The 22,455-nt window shown below is 73.8% G+C and carries 19 protein-coding genes and 1 pseudogene; 5 read left to right on the top strand and 15 right to left on the bottom strand.

Annotated elements, in window-relative coordinates:
• Positions 1-12 precede the first annotated feature (12 nt).
• Together BLS43_RS10170 and BLS43_RS10165 are read left to right on the top strand one after the other, a co-directional pair.
• Complete coding sequence (locus BLS43_RS10170; protein ID WP_176921255.1) at positions 13-810, top strand: CPBP family intramembrane glutamic endopeptidase; 798 nt, start codon at positions 13-15, stop codon at positions 808-810.
• Positions 811-820: 10 nt separating this feature from the next.
• On the top strand, positions 821-1,354 hold the full coding sequence (locus BLS43_RS10165; protein ID WP_425438535.1) for a ferritin: 534 nt from the start codon (positions 821-823) through the stop codon (positions 1,352-1,354).
• Positions 1,355-1,402: 48 nt separating this feature from the next.
• Here the strand turns inward: BLS43_RS10165 and BLS43_RS10160 are convergent, their stop codons facing one another.
• The 13 genes and pseudogenes from BLS43_RS10160 to BLS43_RS10100 all read right to left on the bottom strand — a co-directional run bounded on the left by BLS43_RS10160 (position 1,403) and on the right by BLS43_RS10100 (position 15,580).
• A complete protein-coding gene (locus BLS43_RS10160) occupies positions 1,403-2,335 on the bottom strand; it encodes a DUF5926 family protein (RefSeq protein WP_093080964.1) in 933 nt (310 codons plus the stop codon).
• Positions 2,335-3,234 (bottom strand): DUF4328 domain-containing protein, encoded by a 900-nt coding sequence (locus BLS43_RS10155; protein WP_093080959.1) that lies wholly within the window; start codon positions 3,232-3,234, stop codon positions 2,335-2,337. Before BLS43_RS10155 ends, BLS43_RS10160 begins: the two co-directional genes overlap by 1 nt.
• 7 nt (positions 3,235-3,241) lie before the next feature.
• Positions 3,242-3,562 carry a rhodanese-like domain-containing protein gene (locus BLS43_RS10150; protein ID WP_093080954.1) on the bottom strand — a complete coding sequence of 107 codons (321 nt, stop codon included), beginning with the start codon at positions 3,560-3,562 and terminating at the stop codon, positions 3,242-3,244.
• Between the two features lie 119 nt (positions 3,563-3,681).
• A pseudogene (locus BLS43_RS10145) lies at positions 3,682-5,279 on the bottom strand (solute symporter family protein).
• Positions 5,276-5,599, bottom strand: a complete 324-nt coding sequence (locus BLS43_RS10140) for a DUF485 domain-containing protein (protein ID WP_093080944.1) — start codon at positions 5,597-5,599, stop codon at positions 5,276-5,278. The pseudogene BLS43_RS10145 and the gene BLS43_RS10140 overlap by 4 nt, the downstream one beginning before the upstream one ends.
• A gap of 97 nt (positions 5,600-5,696) precedes the next feature.
• Positions 5,697-7,478 carry a sodium/solute symporter gene (locus BLS43_RS10135; RefSeq protein ID WP_093080940.1) on the bottom strand — a complete coding sequence of 594 codons (1,782 nt, stop codon included), beginning with the start codon at positions 7,476-7,478 and terminating at the stop codon, positions 5,697-5,699.
• 103 nt (positions 7,479-7,581) lie between these two features.
• Positions 7,582-9,303: a sodium/solute symporter gene (locus BLS43_RS10130; protein ID WP_093080936.1), complete on the bottom strand. Its 1,722-nt coding sequence runs from the start codon at positions 9,301-9,303 to the stop codon at positions 7,582-7,584.
• Between the two features lie 12 nt (positions 9,304-9,315).
• Complete coding sequence (locus BLS43_RS30990) at positions 9,316-10,920, bottom strand: hypothetical protein (RefSeq protein ID WP_245707409.1); 1,605 nt, start codon at positions 10,918-10,920, stop codon at positions 9,316-9,318.
• 19 nt (positions 10,921-10,939) lie between these two features.
• Entirely contained in the window at positions 10,940-11,830 is an 891-nt protein-coding gene (locus tag BLS43_RS10120) for a LytR/AlgR family response regulator transcription factor (protein WP_218129770.1), read from the bottom strand.
• 192 nt (positions 11,831-12,022) lie between these two features.
• On the bottom strand, positions 12,023-12,916 hold the full coding sequence (locus tag BLS43_RS10115; protein ID WP_176921266.1) for a S49 family peptidase: 894 nt from the start codon (positions 12,914-12,916) through the stop codon (positions 12,023-12,025).
• Positions 12,917-13,017: 101 nt separating this feature from the next.
• Positions 13,018-14,223: a histidine kinase gene (locus tag BLS43_RS10110; protein WP_093080927.1), complete on the bottom strand. Its 1,206-nt coding sequence runs from the start codon at positions 14,221-14,223 to the stop codon at positions 13,018-13,020.
• A 6-nt stretch (positions 14,224-14,229) separates the two neighbouring features.
• Positions 14,230-15,111, bottom strand: a complete 882-nt coding sequence (locus BLS43_RS10105) for an Fpg/Nei family DNA glycosylase (protein WP_093080922.1) — start codon at positions 15,109-15,111, stop codon at positions 14,230-14,232.
• A 10-nt stretch (positions 15,112-15,121) separates the two neighbouring features.
• Entirely contained in the window at positions 15,122-15,580 is a 459-nt protein-coding gene (locus BLS43_RS10100; RefSeq protein WP_093080918.1) for a hypothetical protein, read from the bottom strand.
• Positions 15,581-15,739: 159 nt separating this feature from the next.
• Here BLS43_RS10100 and BLS43_RS10095 point away from each other — a divergent pair, with 159 nt between their 5' ends.
• The gene (locus tag BLS43_RS10095; protein WP_245707408.1) at positions 15,740-18,424 is read left to right on the top strand and encodes an MFS transporter; all 2,685 of its coding nucleotides are present in this window, start codon (positions 15,740-15,742) and stop codon (positions 18,422-18,424) included.
• Positions 18,425-18,458: 34 nt separating this feature from the next.
• Positions 18,459-19,256, top strand: a complete 798-nt coding sequence (locus tag BLS43_RS10090; protein WP_245707407.1) for a YceI family protein — start codon at positions 18,459-18,461, stop codon at positions 19,254-19,256.
• 68 nt (positions 19,257-19,324) lie between these two features.
• On the opposite strand, the gene BLS43_RS10085 is transcribed toward BLS43_RS10090, so the two are convergent.
• Together BLS43_RS10085 and BLS43_RS10080 are read right to left on the bottom strand one after the other, a co-directional pair.
• Positions 19,325-19,849: a methylated-DNA--[protein]-cysteine S-methyltransferase gene (locus tag BLS43_RS10085; protein WP_093080908.1), complete on the bottom strand. Its 525-nt coding sequence runs from the start codon at positions 19,847-19,849 to the stop codon at positions 19,325-19,327.
• Positions 19,846-21,531, bottom strand: coding sequence for a TM0106 family RecB-like putative nuclease (locus tag BLS43_RS10080; protein ID WP_245707416.1), 1,686 nt, complete (start codon positions 21,529-21,531; stop codon positions 19,846-19,848). Before BLS43_RS10080 ends, BLS43_RS10085 begins: the two co-directional genes overlap by 4 nt.
• Positions 21,532-21,749: 218 nt before the next feature.
• On the opposite strand from BLS43_RS10080, the gene BLS43_RS10075 reads away from it, so the two are divergent.
• On the top strand, positions 21,750-22,436 hold the full coding sequence (locus tag BLS43_RS10075; protein ID WP_093080905.1) for a DUF6474 family protein: 687 nt from the start codon (positions 21,750-21,752) through the stop codon (positions 22,434-22,436).
• Positions 22,437-22,455 lie beyond the last annotated feature (19 nt).

Raw genomic sequence — 22,455 nt, 5'->3', positions numbered from 1 at the left:
CGTTCTGCCGCCGTGCGCCTCCCCGCCTGGCTGTCGGCTCCCCCGTCGACCGTCCCCGAGGTCCGCGACCCGGCCGCCCGCAGGCTGATCGGCCTCGAGATCGCGGTCGTGCTGACGGTCACCGTCGGGCTCTCCGCGCTGCGCAGCGCCCTGTCCCTGCTGGACTCGCTACTCGCCCCCGTCCCGCTCGCGGACCAGCAGGTCGCACTCAACGCCCCGGCCGCGCAGGCGGACCTGGTGGACCTGGCGTTGCAGCTGGTCCGGGCCCTGCAGCTGTTCGGGTGGGGCGCGCTGGGGGCCTATCTGCTGCTGCGGGCCGGGTTCGCGCTGCGGCGCCTCGGGCTCGACGGCACCCGCCGCCTGCGGGACGTCCGGGACGGCCTGGGCCTCGCCGCGCTGATCGGCATCCCCGGGCTGGGGCTCTACCTGGTCGCCCGCGCCCTCGGCGTGGCGCTCGACGTCACCCCCACCACGCTCGACGACGTCTGGTGGCGCACCCCCGTCCTCGTCCTGTCCGCGCTGGCGAACGCCTGGGCGGAGGAGGTGATCTGGGTCGCGTACCTGCTCACCCGCCTGCGGCAGCTGGGCTGGTCGGCCGAGCGGGCGCTGGTGGCGACCTCCGTCGTCCGCGGGGCCTACCACCTCTACCAGGGCATCGGCGGGTTCGTCGGCAACATCGTGATGGGCCTGGTCTACGGCCGGTACTGGCAGCGCACCGGCAGGCTGTGGCCGCTGGTGCTCGCGCACGCGCTCATCGACGTGGTGGCGTTCGTCGGGTATGCCCTGCTCCCGGCGGGATGGCGACCGTAAACTGCAGGTCGTGTCCGACTCCAAGTTCCTCGCCCTGCTCCGCGACCAGATCCGGAACGAGTTCACGGCCTCCCAGCAGTACGCGGCCGTCGCCGTATGGCTGGACGACGAGGACCTCCCCCAGCTCGCCGCGCACTTCTACACGCAGGCCCTGGAGGAGCGCAACCACGCCATGAGCATGGTCCAGTACCTGTTGGACACCGACGTCCGGCCGATCATCCCGGGCGTCGACGCCGTGCAGAACGAGTTCGGCTCCGTCGAGGAGGTGGTCGCGCTCGCGCTGAAGCAGGAGAAGCAGGTCACCGAGCAGATCACCACCCTCGCCCGCACCGCCCGGGACGAGGGCGACTACCTCGGCGAGCAGTTCATGCAGTGGTTCCTCAAGGAGCAGATCGAGGAGGTCGCGAGCATGTCCACCCTGCTCACGGTCGTCCAGCGGGCCGGGGACAACCTGTTCCACATCGAGGACTTCGTCAACCGCGAGCTGGCCAAGGGCGAGACCGCCGACCCGAGCGCCCCGCCCGCGGCAGGCGGCCGCGTCTGAGCCGTGAGCGGCGATGGTCGCTATAGCGACCATCGCCGCTCACGACCTTCAGCGGAGGGTGACCTGCTTGCCGGCCAGGGCGTCTCTCGCGACGCGTTCGGCCGTGGTCAGCTCCCCGCCCGCGGCGAGGGCCCGGTCGAGTCGGGTCGCGAAGGCCTGCGCGGGCTCGGCCCACTCCTTGCTGTGCATCTCCCGGTCCAGGTCCCAGACCGGGACGAGCAGGCCGTGCGCGCGGAAGGCCCCCGCGTAGCGGGTGCCCTCGCCGAGCTCGAGCTCACCCGCGGCGTGCAGGCGGGCGAGGGCGGCCATCAGCACGTCCTCGGCCTCCGGGCGGACCCAGCGCAGGTGGGCCTTCGTGCCGGTGTCCACCCAGTACGCGGCGCGGACGCCCTCGACGGCCTCGGTCGGCATGATCACCGAGTTGGCCCGCTCCAGGGTCGCGGCGATCTCCGGTGAGTCCGCCCCGTCCTCCGGGATCCACCAGCCGAAGTCCTGGTGCAGCTCCAGCTCCAGCTCGGCGTCCGCCGCCACCAGGTCCTGCAGCCGGACGACAGCGCCGTCCGAGCCGCCCAGCCCCGGCCCGACGACCGGCAGCGCCGACCCCGGCTCCGCCGACTGCGCCCACCGCAGCGCCTTCGCGAGGTCCGCGGACAGGTCACCGGACCGCGTCTGGACCTGCATGCCCAGCAGGATCTCGCCGTCCTGGCGGACCATCGCGGCGGAGGCGCCCGGCAGCACGGTGGCGATCCGGACCGGCACGTCGCCCGGCTCGCGCAGCGGCAGCGGGGCGAACGCGGACGGCAGGAACTCCCGCATGGCGACCAGGTCCGGCTCCACGGCCAGGCCGGCGAACGGCCGGGTGACGATCACGTCGTCCCCCGCGCCGTGGCAGGCCTTGAACCGCTTGCCGGACCCACAGGGACAGGGCCGCCGCGGGTTCTCCCCGGCGACGGTGCTCTTCTCACGCGTCTTCTTGGCCATCAGGAGGATGACGGTAGCGAAACCAGAATCTCCCGGCGCACCGCCCGGGTCGGCTCCACCAGCGCGGCGAGGTGGCGCACCACCCCGACGGTGAGCACGGCGGTGACGGCGCAGGACAGGTCGAGCGCAGCGTGCAGCAGCACACCGTCCGCCAGCGCCTGCACCCCGCTGCGGAAGGACCACAGGAACACGACCACCCCGAGGACGACCGACACGCCCCACGCGGCCCACCAGCGCAGCAGCAGCCTGCTCGGCCGCGGGCGCGCCCCGGGCGGGCGGTCCAACCCCAGGTGCTCGACCTCCGCGAGCACTCCGCCGGGGACCGCCAGGTTCAGGCCCGGCACCACCCACCCCACGACGACGGCGAGCGTCGACCGCGCGGGCACCGTGCCGGACCGCTCGGCGGCCGCCTCCCGGATGCGCAGACACCACAGGACGACCAGGATCCCGCAGCCCACCGACCCGGCCACCGAGGCCCAGCCGCCGAACGCCACGGCGGCGTCGGAGAACGCGACCAGCCCGCCGGGCAGCGCGTCGTCCCGGCTGAGCACGAGCAGGACGTAGCGCAGCACCTCGGCGGCGAACCCGACGAACGCGACCGCCGCGAGCGTCCACAGCAGCGGGACCAGCACCAGCGCCCAGCCGCGCGCCCGCTCGACCGCGGGCGCCGGTCCGTCCTGGTCGGGCTCCTGCCAGGGCAGCGCGGGGAACCCCCACCGCGGCATCTCGCGGTACCGCGGCGGGCCGGTGTAGCGGAAGCGCGGCCGGACGGGCAGCGGCGGCCGCGGGTCCGGCGGCGGTTCCGCCACCCAGGTCAGCGCGGCCAGGTAGCGCCCGCAGTACGGGCAGAACGGACCCGCGCCCGGAGGCGGGGTCCGTCCGCACCGCGAGCACTGCACGGTCGGCCTAGATGATCTCGGGGGTGTCCGAGTCGCCGACGATCTCGCGACCCGAACCGGCCCAGGCCTGCATGCCGCCGTCGACGTTCACCGCCGGGTAGCCCTGCTGCGCCAGGTAGGCCACGACGCGGGCGGAGCGCCCGCCCGAGCGGCACACGACGTAGAGCGGGTCGGAGTCCGGGACCTCGGAGATCCGCTCGGTGAGCTGCGACATCGGAATGTGCAGCGAGCTCGGGGCCCGACCGGCGGCCCACTCGTCGTCCTCGCGCACGTCGAGCATCGGGGCGGAGGCGGGGAGGTCGGCGACGGGCACGGACGGAACACTCATGACGGTCATCCTGCCACCGCCCCCGTGACCTACCTGTGAGCGGCGACAGTCGCCGTAGCGACTCCGTTCACCCGCCCCGTCGCTCCGCTCCTGCCGACCCCCGGCCGCCGCTCACAGGGTCAGTGGCGCACCGTCGCCTTCTCCGTCGCCTTCTCCGCGCCCGCCCCCGTGAGGGACCGGACCTCCATCTCGGCGTACTTCTCGCTGTCGAACGGCTCGCGGCGCCCCACGTAGGTGCCGATCGCGCCCAGCAGGAAGGACACCGGGATCGAGACGATGCCCGGGTTGGACAGCGGGAAGAACGCGAAGTCCGCGCCCGGGATCATCGCGTTCTTCGCCCCGGACACCGCGGGTGAGAACACGATCAGCAGCAGGCACACCGCGAGGCCGCCGTAGATGCTCCAGAGCGCGCCGGTGGTGTTGAACCGCCGCCAGAACAGCGAGTACAGGATCGTCGGGAGGTTGGCGCTGGCCGCGACGGCGAAGGCCAGCGCGACGAGGAAGGCCACGTTCTGCCCGTTGGCCAGGATCCCGCCGCCGATCGCGACGACGCCGATGACCAGCGCCGTCGTGCGCGCCACCCGGACCTCACGGACCGGGTCCGGCCGCCCGCGGCGGATCACGTTGGCGTAGACGTCGTGCGCGAACGAGGCCGACGCCGTGATCGTCAGCCCCGCGACGACGGCCAGGATGGTGGCGAAGGCGATCGCGGAGATGATCCCGAGGAGGATCTCCCCGCCCAGCTCGAACGCCAGCAGCGGCGCCGCCGAGTTGACCCCGCCGGGCGCCGCGGCGATCGCCTCCGGCCCGACGAGCGCGGCCGCGCCGTAGCCAGGACCAGCGTGAACAGGTAGAAGATCCCGATCAGCCAGATGGCCCAGACGACGGACTTGCGGGCCTCCTTCGCCGTCGGGACGGTGTAGAAGCGCATCAGGATGTGTGGCAGGCCCGCGGTGCCGAGCACCAGCGCCAGGCCGAGCGACAGGAAGTCCGCCTTGTTCGTGTACTGCAGCCCGGGCGCGAGCAGGGCCTCCCCCTTCGGTGAGGCGTCCACCGCGGCGCCCAGCAGAGCGGAGAAGTTCAGGCCGTATTGCCCGAGCACCCAGAAGGTCATCACGAACGCGCCCGCGATCAGCAGCGCGGCCTTGATGATCTGCACGTACGTCGTGCCCTTCATGCCGCCGACCAGCACGTAGATCACCATGACGATGCCGACGACGCCGATCACGATCGACTGCCCGAGGCGGTCGGAGTTCGGGATCTGCAGCAGCAGCGCGATCAGCCCGCCCGCGCCCGCCATCTGCGCGATCAGGTAGAAGAACGAGACCACCAGCGTGGACGTGGCCGCCGCGGCCCGCACGGGGCGCTGCCGCATCCGGAAGCTCAGGACGTCTCCCATGGTGAACCGGCCGGTGTTCCGCAGCAGCTCGGCGACCAGCAGCAACGCCACCAGCCACGCCACCAGGAAGCCGATCGAGTACAGGAAGCCGTCGTAGCCGTTGACCGCGATGGCGCCCGCGATCCCGAGGAACGACGCGGCGGACAGGTAGTCCCCCGAGATCGCGATCCCGTTCTGCGCGCCCGTGAACGAGCGGCCCGCGGCGTAGTAGTCCGACGCCGTGCGGTTGCTGCGGCTCACCCGGTAGACGACGACCAGCGTGGCCAGCACGAACGCGGCGAAGATCCCGACGTTGAGACCGACGTTGCCGACGTTCACGACTCGATCTCCTGTCGGATGGCCGCCGCGGCGGGGTCGAGCTTCCGGTCGGCGAACCGCACGTACGCCGTGGTGATCACGAAGGTCGTCACGAACTGCAGCAGGCCGATGACCAGGCCGAGGGTCACGTTGCCCGCGACCCGGATCGCCATGAACTCCGGCGCGTAGGACGCGAGCAGGACGTAGGCCAGGTACCAGACCAGGAACAACGCGCTCATCGGGAAGACGAACCGGCGCCTGCGGCGACGCAGGTCGCCGAACTCCGGGGTCGCCTGCACGCGTTCGTACACGGTGGGTCCGTAGCGGTCGCCGACAGACATGGGGCTCCTCTCCGTGGGCTCCCCGACGCCCCTCCGATGTCGAGGACTCCCTCAGAGACGAACGAGCACGCGGCGCAACGGTTTCGTCGGGGAAGGATCAGGAGGCGTCGACGGGATCGTCGTTGCGTTCGACGCGGTCCCGGAACAGGCCCAGGCGCTCCGGGGCGTGCAGACGCAGGAGCAGCGCGTCGGTGTTGGCCGGGCGGCTCTTCCGGGTGGCCAGGCTGACGACGATCATCGAGAGGTACGCGGCGGGCACGCTGACGATGGCGGGCCGGTGCAGCAGGACGCCCGGCAGCCCCTCGCCGACGACGCCCGCGAGACCGACTGCCACGGCCCCCGCCGCGAGCACGCCGCCCACCAGGATCCCGGCGATCGCGCCGCGCGCGGTGAGCCCGCGCCACCAGATCCCCAGCACCAGCAGCGGGCAGAAGGTGGATGCGGCCACGGCGAACGCCAGGGCCACCGACTCGGCGAAGTCCAGCTGCGTCACGAACAGGGCGAGCACGATCGGGACCGCCCCCGCCAGCGGCGTGGCCAGCCGCAGGGCCGCGATCCGCAGGTCGGCGACGGCCCGCCCGGGCAGGACGTCCGAGGCCAGGACGCTGGCCAGGCTGAGCAGCAGCCCCGACGCCGTCGCGAGGAACGCGGCCCAGGCCCCCGCCGCGACCACCCCGCCCAGCACCGCCCCGGCCGCCCCGCTGCCGAGCACGGCGGTCGGCAGCAGCAGCACGGCGGCGTCCGTCTGGCCGGACACGAGCAGCTGCGGGGTGTAGAAGCGCGACAGCGCGCCGAGCAGCGTCACGAGCAGGAAGAACGCGCCGAGCATGGCGAGCACGATCACCGCGCTGCGCCGGGCGGCGCGGCCGTCGGGGTTGGAGTAGAAGCGGCCCAGCACGTGGGGCAGCCCCATGGTGCCGAGGAAGGTGGCGAGGATCAGCGAGTAGATCGCGACGAGCTGGTGGTCGCCGGAGCCCGCGAGCGGGCTGAGCCAGCGGTCGTCCGTCGCGGGCTTCCCGACCGGGACGGGGACGTCCGTGCCCGCCTCGAACACCAGGTCACCGTCCGGCTCGACCCGGTGCGTGGTGCCCGCGGGCCAGCGCAGGACGCTGCCGGGGTCGGCCGCCGCGCCGTCGACCGTCGCCCCGTCGGGCCCCACCGTGACGACCGTGTCCGACGGGACCTCGAGCTCGACGCCCGCGGTGATCTGGACCGTCGTCAGCTCGGCGAACTGCGGCGGCGCGGGCCGGTCGAAGGTGTGCCCGCTGCCGAAGAAGAAGATCACCGCGACGATCGCGGGGATCGCCAGCGCGGTGAGCTTGAGCCAGTACTGGAAGGCCTGCACGAAGGTGACGGACCGCATCCCGCCGAACATCACGGTCGACACGACGATCAGCCCGGCCGCCAGCGCCCCGATCCAGATCGGCAGCCCGGTCACGATGTGCACGGTCAGCCCGGCGGCCTGCAGCTGCGGCAGCAGGTACAACCAGCCGATGACCAGCACGAACACGCTGCACAGCGTGCGCAGACCGCGCGAGCGCAACCGCAGCTCGGCGAAGTCCGGCACGGTGAACGCGCCGGAGCGCCGCAGCGGGGCGGCCACGAACAGCAGCAGCGCGAGGTAGCCCGCGGTGTAGCCGACCGGGAACCACAGCCCGTCCACGCCCTCGCGCAGCACCAGCCCGGCGACCCCGAGGAACGAGGCGGCCGACAGGTACTCGCCGGAGATCGCGCCCGCGTTCGCCAGCGGGCCGACGGTGCGGGAGGCGACCAGGAAGTCCGACGTGCGGCGGGCCCGGTGGCCCATGGTCCCGATGACGGTGGACGCGACGGCCACCAGCAGGATCGCGGTCAGCGCCGCGACGGCCGTGGCGCTCATCGCTCTCGCCCGCTGCGTTGACCCACCCCGCCGGCTGCCGTACCCCGGCGCGGGCTCGGCGCTGCGCGCCGGCGCTGTGCTGATGGTTCGCTCGCACGCTCGCTCACTGCGAGTCCAGCCGTTCGCGGGAGAGCCCGAGGCGCTCGGGGGCGTGGAGCTGCAGCAGGGTGCGGTCGACGTCCGCCGGGACGGTGGCCTTCGTCAGCCTGCTGACGACGATCATCGTCAGGAACGCGGCGGGCACCGCCACGGCGGCGGGCCGCAGCAGCAGCACGCCGAACGCGCCCTCGGGCACGCTCCCGACCAGCGTGGACGCCACGCCGACGCAGGACAGCAGCGCGCCGACCAGCAGCCCGGCCACCGCGCCCGTCGGGGTCAATCCGCGCCACCACACGCCCAGCACGAGCAGCGGGCAGAAGGTCGCGGCCGCCACCGCGAACACCAGCGGCACGGTCAGGGCGAAGTCCATCCGGCCGACCAGCAGGGCGGGCGCCACCGGCACGATCGCCGACAGCACGGCGGCGATGCGGAAGTCGCGGAGCCGTCCGGAGAGCACGTCGGTGAACAGTACGCCGGCGAGGCTCACCACGAGGCCCGACGACGTGGACAGGAACGCCGCCGCCGCCCCGGCGGACACCAGCCCGCCGAGCAGCCAGCCCGCCCAGCCGTCGCCGAGGACCGCGGTCGGGACGAGCAGCACCGCGCCGTCCGTGCGCCCGTCGACCAGCAGCTCGGGGGTGAACGCCCGCGACAGCAGCCCCAGCAGCGAGACCAGCGCGAACACCGCGCCGATCATCGCCAGCACGACGACGGTGGTGCGGCGGGCCGCGCGCCCGTCGGGGTTGGTGTAGAAGCGGACGAGCACGTGCGGCAGCCCCATGGTGCCCGCGATGCCGGCGATCATGATCGAGTAGATCTCCAGCAGCGTGGCACCGCCGGAGTGTGGTTCGAGCCACTCGCGGTCGGTCGGCGGGGCGCCCGCCGGGACGGGCACACCCGAGCCCGCGGCGAAGCGCAGCTCGGTGCCCGCCTGGACGTCGTGCACGCCGGGGGCCCAGACGAGCGGGCCGTCGACCGCGGCGCCGTCGACCGTGCCGCGGGCTCGCAGGGCCGTGTCGGCGGCGACCTCCAGGCGCACGGGGGTCTCGACGGAGACGGTGGTCTCCTCCGCGAAGACCGGCGCGGTCGGGCGGTCGAGCTCGCGGCCCGAGCCCAGGAACAGGGCCAGCGCGATCAGCGCGGGGACGGTGAGCGCGGTGAGCTTGAGCCAGTACTGGAAGGCCTGGACGAACGTGATGGACCGCATGCCGCCGCCGACGACGGACAGGATCACCAGCACCCCCGCGCCGACGACACCGACCCAGCCGGGCAGCGTCGTCAAGGTGGTGAGGGCCAGGCCCGCGCCCTGCAGCTGCGGGAGCAGGTAGAGCCATCCGATCAGCAGGACGAGCCCGGTGCAGAGCCTGCGCAGGCCGCGGGCGTGCAGGCGGGCCTCCGCGAAGTCCGGGATCGTGTAGGCGCCCGAGCGCCGCAGCGGCGCCGCGACCAGCAACAACAGCGCGAGGTAGCCGGCGCAGAAGGCGATCGGGTACCAGAGCCCGTCCGCTCCCTCGCGCAACACGATGCCGGCGACCCCGAGGAAGGTCGCCGCGGACAGGTACTCACCGGAGATCGCGGCGGCGTTGGGGACCGCGCCGACCGTGCGGGAGGCGACGAGGAAGTCCGAGGTGCTGCGCGCGACCCGCACCCCGAGGGTCCCGATGAGGACCGAGGCGATGCCGACGAGGCCGATCGCGACCAGCGCGACCAGGGAGGGCGTGTCCATGCCTGGGCCCGACTAGTCCTGGACGTGGTCGGCGAAGTTCTGTTCGACGCGTTCGGCGGCCCGGGTGTGCCACCAGCCCAGGCCGAGCAGGAACGGGTACACGAGCACGCCGAGCAGGAGCCACGGCAGGCGCAGGCCCAGGACCTCCAGGCGGCCCAGCTCCGGGTAGTAGGCGAACAGGATCGGGAGCGCGCCGAGCACGAGCAGCGCGACCAGGCCGACCCGCAGCGCCACGCCCAGCTGCCCGCGGATCAGGTTGGCGCGCAGCAGCTCGCCGACGGGCGTGCCCTCCTGCACGTCGACCACCGTGCGCACGGTGCGGGCGACGCCCTTGCGTTCGGAGAGCACCACGCGCACGCGCTTGGGGACGTCCGGGTCGTCGTCGACGGCCACGCGGGCGTCGAAGCGCGCGCCGACCGGTCTGCTCGGCGGCAGGACCTCCGGCACGGCGGTCGCCGCGGCGGCCGGCGGCGCCTCGTCGCGCGACGGTGCGGGGTCGGCGTACGGTGCCATCCCGCCGACGTCCGTCGCCTCGAGGTCCGCGCGGTCCAGCGGGGTCGCCCCGGGCCAGGAGTGCGGGCCGGGGACGCCGGTCGGCGTGGTCGACACCGAGGTGGACACCGAGGTCGGCCCGGCGGGCTCGCGGGCGACGAGCGGGCCGGCGAGGGTGGCCGGGGCGGGGGCGCGCCTGCCCGCACGGTCCATCGGGTTGCCCGCCTGGCGCATCCCGCCGGGTCCGGGCGGCGGGGTCGCCTCCCGCGGGTCCGCGTAGCCCTCGGGCGGGGGGAGCCGCAGCGGGACGCTGGCGGGGCCGAGGACGCGTTCGAAGGGGGCCTGGTCGTCCTCGCCGTCGTCGAGCTCGAGGTCGTCCTCGTCGTCGTAGTCCGCGTAGGCGAGGTAGTCCGGCTGCGGCCCGGGGTCGGGCCGGGTCGACGCCGCGGGGTCGGCGGGCGCGGGCGACGAGCCGGGGAGCGGGTGCGGGCCGGACGTCGGCCGGGCCGCGGCACCGTCGCCGGGCTGGACACCGGTGGGCACGGGACCGTTGGGCGCCGCTCCGTTCGGCACAGCTCCGGTGGGCACGGCACCGTTCGGCACCGCTCCGTTCGGCACCGCGTACGGCGGTCCGGCGGGCCGGGGTGCGGGCGGGGCGGGCGGGGCGAAGGACTCGGGTGCGCTCGGTGCGGGGCCCGCGTAGGCCTGGTAGCTGGGGGGCGGTGCGCCCTGACCCTGCCCCTGACCGGCGCCGGTCTGCCACTGGGCCCGGCCGCGGGGGCCCGGGGTGGGGGCGGGCGGCGTCTGCGGTCCCCGGGACCCGGTGCGCAGCCGGGCGGCGAGGGCGTCGACGCCGAACTTCTCGGTGTCCGCGTCGTCTCGTGCGTGTCGCCCGCGCGCGGGGTGCGCGGCGCGGGCCTCCATGCGCCGCCGCAGCTCCTCCTGGAGCCACAGCGGTCCGGAGTCCTCCGGGCCGGTGCCCGACCCGGCTCGCGGGTCCCCGTCCTCCCGCGCACGCCGCCGGCGCGGGCCGCCCGGTGCAGGGCGGTCCGCGTCCGCGTCGTCGCCCACCCGACCGTCCCCCGGGTCGGCGGGTGGTGGCGAACCGTCGAGCGAGGTGCTCACCCGCGGGTCGCTCGATGGGTCATCGCTGGCTCCACGCCTGCTTCGTCGCGCGGACCAGGCGGTCCTTCAGCTCCCGGGTGTGGCGCCGGGAGACCGGCAGCTCGGCGGTGTCCGGGCCGGACCCGACCCGCACGACGTAGCCCGACCCGGCCAGCCGCAGCTCGGTGACCAGCGGCAACGCCACCAGGAACGAGCGGTGGATGCGCACGAACCCGGCGTCTCGCCAGCGGTCCTCGAGCACCGACAGGGGGATGCGGACGAGGTGGCTGCCGTCCGTGGTGTGCAGGCGGGCGTAGTCGCCCTGGGCCTCCACGTACCGGACCGCGGACCGGGGCACCAGCTTGGTGGTGCCCGCCAGCTCGACGGGGATGACCTCGTCCTCGTCCCGCTCCGGCGCCGCCGCCTCGACGGGGGCGGCCGTGGCACGGTTCGCGATGATCCGGTCCAGCGCGGCGGCCAGACGCTCGGTGCGCAGCGGCTTGAGCAGGTAGTCCTTGGCCCCCACCTCGTACGCGTCGACCGCCCGGTCGTCGTGCGCGGTGACGAAGACGACCTCCGGCGGCTGCAGCATCGTGGAGAACACCCGCGCCAGCTCCAGCCCGTCCAGGCCGGGCATGCGGATGTCCAGGAACACCACGTCGATGTCCGTGCGGTCCGCCAGCCGGGCGGGCGACTGCGGCGGCGGGGGGAACTGGCCCCCGGCCGCGCGGGTCGCGGACATGGACGCGTGCGTGTGCTCGCGCGTGCTGCGGGCGCTGAGCTGTCGGAGCGCCTCGGTGGAGTCCCCGGCCATCAGGACCTCCGCGACGCGGGGGTCCTCGTTCAGCAGGAACGCCAGTTCTTCGAGGGCCGGCTGTTCGTCGTCCACAGCCAGGACGACCAGACCTCCGGAGCTGTCGGTGCTGTCCACGATCTCCTCATCCTGCGTTCCCGGGGCACGACCTCCGATCACGTCGCCTCACGACGTCACCGGAGCCCGGAGTCCATGGTGACGGTGATCGGGGCCGGATGCCAGGGCATCTCATCAATCTGCGACCGATCGGCTACACCTCGAACGGGTGACGCGTTCCCGCGTCCGGTCTTTCGCCCACCGCCGGCGACGCTACAGACCGTAGCGCGCCCAGCTCGCTCTGATGTCAGCCGCCTGGGTGAGCCCGAGGACGACGTCGGCCGCGGTGACCTGCGACCATCCGAGCCCGGCCGCCGCCGCGGGGGCCCCGATGCCGAGCCTCGCCAGCAGCGGCTTGCGTCCCTCGACCGTGACGAGCTTCGCCTCGGGGAAGCGCTCGGTGAGAATCGAGCGGGGGGTACCCAACCCGTCGACCAGGCCGAGCTCCAGGGCCTTCGCGCCCGTCCACACCTCCCCGGTGAACAGGTCCGCGCCCGCCGCGAGCTTCTCCCCGCGCCGCGCGGTGACCCAGGAGCGGAACATCTCGTGCAGCTCCTCCTGCATGCCGCGCAGCCACACGACGTCCTCCTCCTTCTCCGGGAGGAAGGGGTCCAACCGCGCCTTGGAGGTGCCCGCGGTGTGCAGCCTGCGCTCGATGCCGTAGCGCTGGATGAGCCCCTCGAGCCCGAAGCCGGAGCTGACGACGCCGATCGAGCCGACCAGGGACGTCGGGTGCGCGTGGATCTCGTCCGCGGCGCAGGCCAGCCAGTACCCGCCGGAGGCCGCGACGTCCTCGCAGAACGCGAGGACCGGCACCTCGTGCTTCTCCGCCAGCTCCCGGATCCGGTCCGCCACGAGCGCGGACTGGGTGGGCGAGCCGCCCGGCGAGTTGATCAGCAGCGCCACGGCGACGGCCCGGTCGGTGGTGAACGCCCGCTCCAGGGCCTTGTCCGTCGCCTGCCAGTTGATCACCGAGCGCGGCACCGGCCCGCCCGCCTGCGGCGTGATCACGCCGTGCAGCCGCACCATGGGCACGACGTCCTGTTCGGCCTTCTCGCCCCCCAACCGCCCGGGCAGGCGCGACGACAGCCGATCAGGAATACGCAGGGCTTCCATGCCGCCACCCTACGCAAGAACGCCTGACCAGGCCGCCCGACCACCACCCGTGAGCGGCGATAGTCGCTATCACGACTATCGCCGCTCACGGGTCAGGCTCGGATGCCTGCCCGGAACTTGGGGACGCGCAGGGTGATCTTCATGCCCGCGCCGACGGCGGTGTCCACCACCAGGCCGAAGTCGTCTCCGAAGGCGCTGCGCATGCGGTCGTCGACATTGCCGAGGCCGACGTGCGCGCCGGAGAGATGGGCGTCGTCGAGGTCCTCGGTGAGCCGGGCGGGGTCCATGCCCACCCCGTCGTCCTCGACGATGATCACGCACTCGGCGCCCGCGTTCTCCGCGGTGATGGTGATCGTGCCGCCGTTGGGCTTGCTGGCCAGGCCGTGCCGCACCGCGTTCTCCACCAGCGGCTGCAGCGCCAGGAAGGGCAGCACCACGTTCAGCACCTCGGGCGCGATCTGCAGCTTGATGTTGAGCCGGTTGCCGAAGCGGGCCTTCTCCAGGGCGATGTAGCGCTCGATGTTGGTCAGCTCGTCGGACAACGTCGTGTACTCACCCGCGGAGCGGAAGGAGTACCGGGTGAAGTCCGCGAACTCGATCAGCAGGTCACGGGCCCGGACGGGGTCGGTGCGGATGAACGAGGCGATGGTGGTCAGGGCGTTGTAGACGAAGTGCGGGGAGATCTGCGCGCGCAGCGCCCGCACCTCGGCGCGGTTGAGCCGGGCCCGCGACTCGTCCAGCTCGGCGAGCTCCAGCTGCGACGACACGTACCGCGCGACCTCCGCGGTCGCCCGCAGCAGGACCGGGCCCGCCGTGGCGTTGGTCAGCGCGGCGAGCGTGCCGATGATCGTGCCGTCGCTCTCCAGCGGCACGGCGACGATGCCGCGGATGTCGCAGTTCGGGTAGTGGCAGGCGATCGAGCCGTGCGAGAGCACCTGCTGGCGCCCGGTCGTGATGACCTGGTCGGCCAGCCCGACGACGTCCGGCTTGTGCTGGTCCGCCTCGCCGTCCCAGGCCAGGACCTCGCCGCGGGCGTCGGTCATGGTCAGGGCGCTGGTGTCCAGCAGGGTGCGCAGGTAGGGCAGCGCGTAGTTGGCCGAGTTGGGGTTCAGCCCGTCTCGCAGCGCGGGCGCGGCGAGCGCGACCGTGTGCAGCGTGGAGAACGTGGCGCGTTCCAGCGGGCTGGCGAACGTGTGCCGCCGCGACCGCCGGACCAGCAGCACGACGATCACCACGAGGAGCGCGAGGATCACGGCCGCGAGGATGAGCACCAACGGCGAGGAGAGGACCTCGGCCACAGCGCGTCACCTCACCAGTCTGGAGAACCTCCGGTCGGCGAGGGGTTTGCCGCCGGTCTGGCAGGTCGGACAGTACTGGAACGACCGATCGGCGAAGGACACCTCCCGCACGGTGTCCCCGCACACCGGGCAGGGCAGGCCGGTGCGGGCGTGCACGCGCAGCCCCGAGCGTTTCTCGCCCTTCAGCGAGGCCGCGCCCTGCCCCACGGAGCGCTCGACGGCGTCCGTCAGCACCCCGCGCATCGCCGCGTAGAGGGCGTCGACCTTCTCCGCCGTGAGCCGCCCGGAGACGGCGTAGGGCGAGAGCTTGGCGGTGTGCAGGATCTCGTCCGAGTAGGCGTTGCCGATGCCGGCGAGCACCTTCTGGTCCACGATCAGGTTCTTGATCCGCTCGGAGCGCCCGGCGAGCAGCTCCCCGAACGCCTCCCGCGAGAGGTCCAGCGCGTCCGGCCCCAGGCGGGCGATGCCCGGGACCTGCGAGACGTCCGGGACCAGGTAGACGGCGAGCCGCTTCTGCGTGCCCGCCTCGGTGAGGTCGAACCCGGGCCCGCCGACGGCGTCGAGGTGCACCCGCAGGGCGAGCGGACCGCGCCCGCTGGGCTTCGGCGGTGTGCTCGACGCCTGCTCGTGCCAGCGCAGCCATCCCGCCCGCGAGAGGTGGGTGACCAGGTGCAGGGGGCCCGCGTCCGGCCGGTCCTCGAAGTCCACCGAGAGGAACTTCCCGAACCGCGACGCCCCGGTGACCACCCGCCCGACCAGCGCGGACACCGGCGGGTCGAAGGTCTTGAGCACGCTCATGCTCGCCACGTCGACCCGCGCGACCGGGCGGTAGAGCGCGTGGTCGCGCAAGTGCTGGGCGAGCGCCTCGACCTCGGGGAGCTCGGGCATGTCGGTCCCCCTAGTTGGTGTCCGGCTGCAGGGGGGTGTCGGCGTGGCCCGGGGTGCCGCGCTGGCGCAGCGACAGGAGCACCACGCGCATCTCCTCCTGGGCCTTGCCGACGCCGCGGACCTTGCCGACCCAGTGTTCCTGCTTGGCGTCGGAGTTGTAGTGCCCGTCCGTCTTCGCGACGATCGTCCACGGCCTGCGCAGGTACCAGCGGACGGGGAAGAAACCCAGGATGACCAGGGCGAACAGCCAGTAGAACAGCGGCACGTGCAGCCGGGACTGGGTGAGCAGCGGCCAGGCGACGATCACCACGCCGAACACGATCAACGCGCAGACGACCATGACGACGGCTCCGCGGCCACCGTCGACGTCGTGCTCGAACTCGTCGCCGACCGCGGGCACGGACCACTCGATGTGCCGCGAGACCTCCCAGGTCCGCCCGTCGCCCGCGGTGACGGTCTTGCGCACCATGCCTCGGCCCCTCCTCGCTCGGCGGGTTCCCACTCTCCCACAGACGCGGGGTCGTCCGGATCACCCGGAACCCGTTTGCGCACCGTCCCCGCAAAGGCGCATCCTGGCCACCGATACTCATTGCGTGCTACATGCAAAGAGAAGGTAAAGGACCCTGCGTTGACTGCACCGAGTACAGCCACCGTCGCCCCGGACCGAGGCGGTGAGCTGACCCATCGACAGATCGTGACGATCCTGGTCGGACTCGCGCTCGGGATGTTCCTCGCCGCCCTCGACCAGACGGTCGTGGCGACGGCGATCCGCACCATCGCCGACGATCTCGGCGGGCTGTCCCAGCAGGCCTGGGCCACCACCGCGTTCCTCATCACCGGCACGATCACCACGCCGCTCTACGGCAAGCTCTCGGACATCTACGGCCGCAAGCCGCTGTTCCTCACCGCGATCACGATCTTCATCGTGGGCTCCGTGCTCTGCACGTTCGCCACCTCGATGTACATGCTCGCGGGCTTCCGGGCCGTACAGGGCCTCGGCGCGGGCGGCCTGTTCTCGCTGGCCCTGACGATCCTGGGCGACATCGTGCCGCCGCGGGAGCGGGCCCGCTACCAGGGCTACATCCTCGCCGTGTTCGGCACGTCGAGCGTGCTCGGCCCGGTCATCGGCGGGCTGTTCTCGGGCCAGCCCGAGATCGCGGGCATCGACGGCTGGCGCTGGATCTTCCTGGTCAACGTGCCGATCGGGCTCGTGGCCCTGTTCGTCGTGGCCCGGGTGCTGAACGTCCCGCACGTCAAGCGCCCCCACAAGATCGACTGGCCGGGCGCCCTGACGCTGGCCATCGGCCTCGTCCCGCTGCTGATCGTGGCCGAGCAGGGCCGTGAGTGGGGCTGGGACTCCGACCGGGCCATCGGCTGCTACATCATCGGCGCCATCGGGCTGATCCTGTTCTACTTCTGCGAGCGGGGCATCGGCGACGACGCGCTGATCCCGCTGCGGCTGTTCCGCAACGGCGTGTTCAGCCTGAGCAGCGCGGCCGGGATCATCCTCGGCATGGGGATGTTCGGCGGCATCGCGCTGCTGCCCCAGTTCCTGCAGATCGTGCGCGGCGCGAGCCCCACCGAGTCCGGCTTCCTGATGCTGCCGCTCGTCGCCGGGATCATGGTGGCGTCGATCGTGTCCGGCCAGGTCACCTCCCGGACCGGGCGCTACAAGATCTTCCCGATCATCGGCACCGCCCTGATGGTCGGCGCGATGCTGCTGCTGCACTTCCTCGTCACCTGGGACATCCCGCTGTGGGAGCTCGACCTGCTGATGGCGATGTTCGGCCTCGGGCTGGGCTGCTGCATGCAGACCCTGGTGCTGGCCGTGCAGAACGCGGTGCCCGCGCGCGACATGGGCGTGGCCACGGCGTCGTCGACGTTCTTCCGGCAGATGGGTGGCACGCTCGGCACGGCCATCTTCCTGTCCATCCTGTTCTCCACGGTGGGCGACAAGATCACCGCCGCGTTCCAGGGCGACGCGGGCCAGGTCTTCCGGGCCGCGGCCGCCGATCCCGCGGTGATCGCGAACCCCGCCAACGCCCAGGTCCTGCAGGGCGCGCAATCCGGTGACCTGTCGGCCGCGTCCGGCGTGCTCAGCGACTCCGCGTTCCTGCAGCAGATCGACCCCGGGCTGGCCCGGCCGTTCCTGGTCGGCTTCACCGACTCGATGACCCTCGCCTTCCTCGTGGCGGCGATGGTGATGTTCCTGGCGTTCGTGTTCGTGCTGTTCATCAAGGAGTTGCCGTTGCGCACCATGTCCGGCGCCCAGGCCCGGCTGGCCGAGGAGGCCGCAGCGATGCCCGCCGTCGAGAGCGCGGAGGCGGCGGCCGCGGCCTCGCCGTTCGACCCCCAGGAGCACCCCGCCCCGGTGCCGCCCTCGCCCACCCCGCGGTCGGCGCCGGACCCCTTCGCCGCACCCGTCGGGGCCGCCACCAACGGCACCAGCAACGGCTCCGCGACCATCCGCGGGCGCCACGCGCTCGGCGGCGGGCTGCCTGCCGCGCAGCCCGGCCCCGACACCGCGACCGGGGACGGCCCCGAGGTGACGGGCATCGTCCACCGCGCGGACGGCACCGGCCTCGCGGACGCCGTGGTGACCCTCACCGACCCGGCGGGCCACCAGGAGGGCCGCACGGTCACCGGGCCCGACGGCGCCTACCGGATCCCGCTGGAGCACGGCGGGACCTACCTGATCGTGGCGACCAGCGGCGCGTTCCCGCCCTACGCGTCCATGGTGGCGGTGGCGGACCGTCCCGTCCGCCACGACGTCCCGCTCGCAGGCGCCTCCGCCGTGCGCGGCACGGTGCGGGCGGGTGACGGCGCCCCGGTCTCCGAGGCGACCCTCGCCCTGATCGACGCCCGCGGAGACGTCGCCGCCACCGGACGCCCGGACGAGGCGGGCCGCTACCGCCTCGAGGGGGTGCCGGAGGGCCGGTACACGCTGACCGCGACCGGGCCCGGGTTCGCACCCGTCGCCTCGTCGGTGGAGCTGCGGACGGGGGCGACCACCGACCACGACATCACGCTGCCGCAGCGGGCCCGGCTGACCGGGACCGTCGTCGCGGCCAGCGACGGCCGCGGCGTCCCCGAGGCCCTCGCCACCCTGATCGACGCGGACGGCGCGGTCGTGGCCTCGACCGTCACGGCCCCGGACGGCACGTTCACCTTCGAGGACCTGCCCGGCGGCACCTACACGCTCACGGCCAGCGGGTACGCGCCGGTGGCGACCGTCGTGCAGATCGGCGCGGGCGGGGTGACCGAGACCGACGTCCAGTTCCCGGCACCCGCGCAGGAGGTCGTGCAGAAATGACCGCCGACGCACTCACTCCCGCGGAGGCGGCCTCGTGACAGACGTGACCGGCAGGCTCATGACCCCCGACGGGTGGCCCGTCACCGGCGGCACCCTCACCGCCGTCGACGCGACCGGCGTGCAGCAGGGGCGGACCACGAGCCGCGAGGACGGCGGGTTCGTCCTCGCGGGGCTGGCGGACGGCCCGTACACGGTGATCGCCGCGGCGGCGGGCCACGAGCCCGCGGCCCGCACCGTCGCGGCCTCCGGCGGCCGCGCGACCCTCGGGGTGCTGGAGCTCCCCCGGGTGGGCGGGGACGTGCTGCCCGCGCCCGGCACCTGGGCCATCGACCCGCACCACTCGTCCATCCGCGCCACCGCGCTGCACCTGGGGATGAGCCGCATCCACGGCAGGCTGCGGTCGTTCTCCGGGCACATCCAGGTGGCGGACCCGCTGGAGAACAGCTCGGTCGAGGTCGTCATCGACCCCGGCGCCGTCGACTCCGACGACGCCGACCGGGACACGCACCTGCGCTCCCCGGACTTCCTCGACGTGGCGGCCTACCCGGAGATCACCTTCAAGTCCGACGGCCTGACCAGGCTCGACACCCGGCACTGGCGGGTCGACGGGGTGCTCACCCTCAAGGGGGTGAGCGCGCCGGTCGCGCTCGACGTGCGCTACCGCGGCACCGGCCCGGACCTCTGGGGCGGCACCAGGGCGGCCTTCGAGGCGACCACCGAGATCTCCCGGGACGACTTCACCATGGCGTGGAACCAGAGCGTCCTCGCCGGCGTCCTGGCGATCGGCCGCACGCTGCGGATCGACATCGACATCCAGGCGGTCCGCGGCTAGGGCCTCCCGCCGAGATGACCGTCAGGGCGATCCGAGGGCACCTGGAATCGCCCTGACGTTCATCTCGGCTAGAAGAGGGTGGGGGCCAGCACGCCCTCGTGGGCCAGCAGCCACTCCTTGGTGGGCAGGCCGCCGCCGAACCCGCCGAGACCGCCCGCCGCCATGACCCGGTGGCAGGGCACGACGACCGGGATCGGGTTGGAGCCCATGATCGAGCCGACCCCCCGGGCCGCCGTGTAGCCGTGGCCCTCGTACGCCCCGCTCGCGTCCGCGAGCTCGGCGTAGGTCGTGGTGCTGCCGAACGGGACGGCCCGGAACAGGGTCTGCAGCACCGTGCGCTGGGTGCCGTGGGTGAGCCGCCAGTCCAGCGGCACGTCGAACCGCCTGCGCTCCCCGGCGAGGTACTCCGCGACCTGCTCCGCGGCGGCGCTGGGGCCCTCGACCGGCTCCAGCTCCAGCCGTGCGGCCGCGACGCCCACCCGCTCGGGATCGGCGCCCCACGTGACGAGGCACAGCCCGGTCGGTGAGCTGCCGACCGTCAACGCCCCCAGCGGACCCGGCGCCGGGACCACGGACCAGCTCAGGCGCGTCACAGCTCGCTCGCCAGGGGCACCTCGGTCAGGGCCGCGCCGGTCATCCACTCCCGCAAGGCCTTGGTGGCCAGCACGTCGTCGGTGTTGTAGCCGATGAGCCGCTCGCGCTGCGCCGCGTCCGGCTCGGCCCCGTCCATCCCCACCGCGTCCCGGTACCAGCGCATGGAGTTCTCCCCACCCGCCTCCGGGTCCCGCCAGGTGAACCCCGCGACGGGGGCGATCTTCTTGAGCCCCTTGCCCTGGGCGCACAGGAACCACTCGTTGACCACGGCGAACAGGTCCACCCACGTGTCCGCCGCGATGAACTCCTGCACCTGCGCGACCGGCGGCACCCCCGGCATGCCCGAGAACCGCTGCGCCGAGGACAGCAGCCAGCGGTTCTCCGCCTGCTCGTTGTAGCAGTAGGCGGCGAAGGTGCGACCGCTCGCGGCGGCGGCCGCCCGGATCCCGGACAGCCAGGTCCAGAACTCGCCGAACGAGCGCCCCTCGTCCGGGGTGGGGACCGGGTCCCAGGTGGCGAAGGCCCGGTAGCCCTCCGGCGCGTCCCCGGGGCGGATCCCGCCCGGGTAGGACAGCTGCACCCCCCACATGTAGGCGCCGGACTCGCCGAAGCTCTCCATGTCGACGTCCACCTCGACGTCCGCCCGCAGGACCGGCACCTGCGGAACCCGGCGCACCACGGCGAGCCCGCGCAGTCGGGCGCGGGCCAGCGCCACCGCGTCCGCGAAGGGCATGCCGGGCATGGGCACCGGCTCGTGGGCCGGGTCCAGCGCGGCCAGCTCGTCGACCGTGCCGACGCCGATCTCCTTGAGCGCCGTGGCGGTGTCCCCGCGCACGACGAGGCTCACGTCCCGCCGCTCCTCGAGCACGGCCTCGCAGGTCGGCCACCACGGGCAGCGCCGGCACTCCAGGATCCGGGAGGGCTCGGCCAGCGGCGCGGCGCCGGTGGCCGCGGCCAGCGCGACGGCCGCGCGGTCGGCGAACCGCTCGTCGTACTCGCCGAGGGTGCTGCGTTCCCCCGGCCAGTGCCCGGCCCGCAGGTCGTGCCACACCACGACGTCCGCATCCAGGCCGATCACGCCGCCCAGGCCTGCGTCCTCCGGGGCCCAGCCCGCGGACTGCAGCATGCGCAGCAGGTGTGCCAGCCGCAGCAGGTCGCGGGGCTGGGACCGGACCTTGCGCTCGGTGTCCGGCCGCGCGGCCGCGGGGAAGGGCGTGGCCAGCGGCGCGGTGAGCGCGCCGGTGCCGGGATCGGTGATCCGGTGCCGGACGACGACGACCGGCAGGTACCCGCCGGGCACCCGGACCAACAGCTCCGCCGAGCCGCGCCGCCCCGCCCGGTCCAGCGGCAGCACGGCCCCGCCGATCAGGCCCGCACCGGCCGCGACGAGCTCCTCCGTGCGGCGCGCGCGCTCGCGTGAGGTGCCCTCCTCCGGCACGGAGTGCCAGGCCTGCGGCTGATCCGCGGCCAGCGCTGTGGCGATGTGGGCGCGGTGCTCACGCGCATCCGCCCGGCGCTGCTCGATCGCCGGGTCCGGGAGCGCGCGCGGGGAGTCGCCCGCCGCGGGGTCGTGGTCGAGGTGGACCCGGCGGCGGCAGCGGGTGGTCGCCGCGGCATCGAGCACCGGGACCCCCACCGGGGCGCCCGGGCCCGACCCGCTGATCGTCCCCCTGATCGACACCGTCACGCCTTGGAGGGTAGAGACCGACACCGACAACTCCGCGCAGGCCACGACGAGCCAGGCCGCGGTGCCTCGTCGCAGGAGGGTGGCACCGCACTCGGCGGCGCCTCGGCCACGAGCGGCTGGATCCGCCGGTTCCGGCACGACCCTTCTGCGACGGGGCACTAGTCTCGCCCCGATCACCGGAAACGGTCACGGAGCGGGAGGCACGGGACACCATGGCGCGGAGCTCGTCGGACCGAGCGAGGCGGAAGGCGGCGAAGGCGGCCGCCCGCACCGAGAAGGCCGCGACGAAGAGCGCGGCCAAGGCACGCAAGACCGCCGAGCAGGCCGGGGACCGGGTCAGCCGGGCGGCAGGCACCGCGCTCGCGGCCGTCGAGGCCGCGACCAGCGACAAGGTCGGCCGCAAGGCGAACAAGAAGGCCCGCCGGACGGCGACCAAGGCGCAGAAGGCGCTGGCCAAGGAGGCGGGCACCGCGGCACCCAAGGACCTGACCAGCGCGCAGACCAAGCGGGTGCTCGCGGTCGGCAAGGCGGTGGCCCCGCTGTTGCTGCCCTACGGCATCGCCGCGGCCGGGGTCGCCCGCGCGTCCTGGGACACCTACCGGTCCCGGCGCCTCGGCGTCCCCGCCGACCAGCTCGGCCGCTTCACCGGCCGCGGCGGCGCGCTGCACGCCCGGCTGTCCCGGGCGGGCGAGGCGCTGACCGAGGTCGAGGCGACCGGCGACGCGGCGGGCCGCGCGTTCGCCCAGGAGACCCGGCCGCGGCTGGCGGACCTGGCGCTCGCGGTGCGCGCGGCGGAGCAGATGCCGACCCCCCGGCGGCGCACGGCGTTCCGCGCGGTCGGGAGCGAGCTGGACCGGATCGAGGACCGGCTGCTGGACCAGCTCGGGCTGCGCGGCTGAGTGGGGGGCTGAGTCGGCG

Source organism: Pseudonocardia oroxyli (assembly GCF_900102195.1).
GTDB lineage: Bacteria > Actinomycetota > Actinomycetes > Mycobacteriales > Pseudonocardiaceae > Pseudonocardia > Pseudonocardia oroxyli.
Note: the sequence above shows the minus strand (reverse complement) of the source record. Positions and strands in the feature narration are given on the sequence as shown.

What these genes read in the sequence shown, in the direction of transcription:
- BLS43_RS10075 (WP_093080905.1), top strand. Translation starts at nt 21,750, where the DNA reads ATGGCGCGGAGCTCGTCGGACCGAGCGAGGCGGAAGGCGGCGAAGGCG.
- BLS43_RS10105 (WP_093080922.1), bottom strand. Translation starts at nt 15,111, where the DNA reads ATGCCCGAGCTCCCCGAGGTCGAGGCGCTCGCCCAGCACTTGCGCGAC.
- BLS43_RS10130 (WP_093080936.1), bottom strand. Translation starts at nt 9,303, where the DNA reads ATGGACACGCCCTCCCTGGTCGCGCTGGTCGCGATCGGCCTCGTCGGC.
- BLS43_RS10150 (WP_093080954.1), bottom strand. Translation starts at nt 3,562, where the DNA reads ATGAGTGTTCCGTCCGTGCCCGTCGCCGACCTCCCCGCCTCCGCCCCG.
- BLS43_RS10160 (WP_093080964.1), bottom strand. Translation starts at nt 2,335, where the DNA reads ATGGCCAAGAAGACGCGTGAGAAGAGCACCGTCGCCGGGGAGAACCCG.
- BLS43_RS10140 (WP_093080944.1), bottom strand. Translation starts at nt 5,599, where the DNA reads ATGTCTGTCGGCGACCGCTACGGACCCACCGTGTACGAACGCGTGCAG.
- BLS43_RS10135 (WP_093080940.1), bottom strand. Translation starts at nt 7,478, where the DNA reads ATGAGCGCCACGGCCGTCGCGGCGCTGACCGCGATCCTGCTGGTGGCC.
- BLS43_RS10100 (WP_093080918.1), bottom strand. Translation starts at nt 15,580, where the DNA reads ATGGTGCGCAAGACCGTCACCGCGGGCGACGGGCGGACCTGGGAGGTC.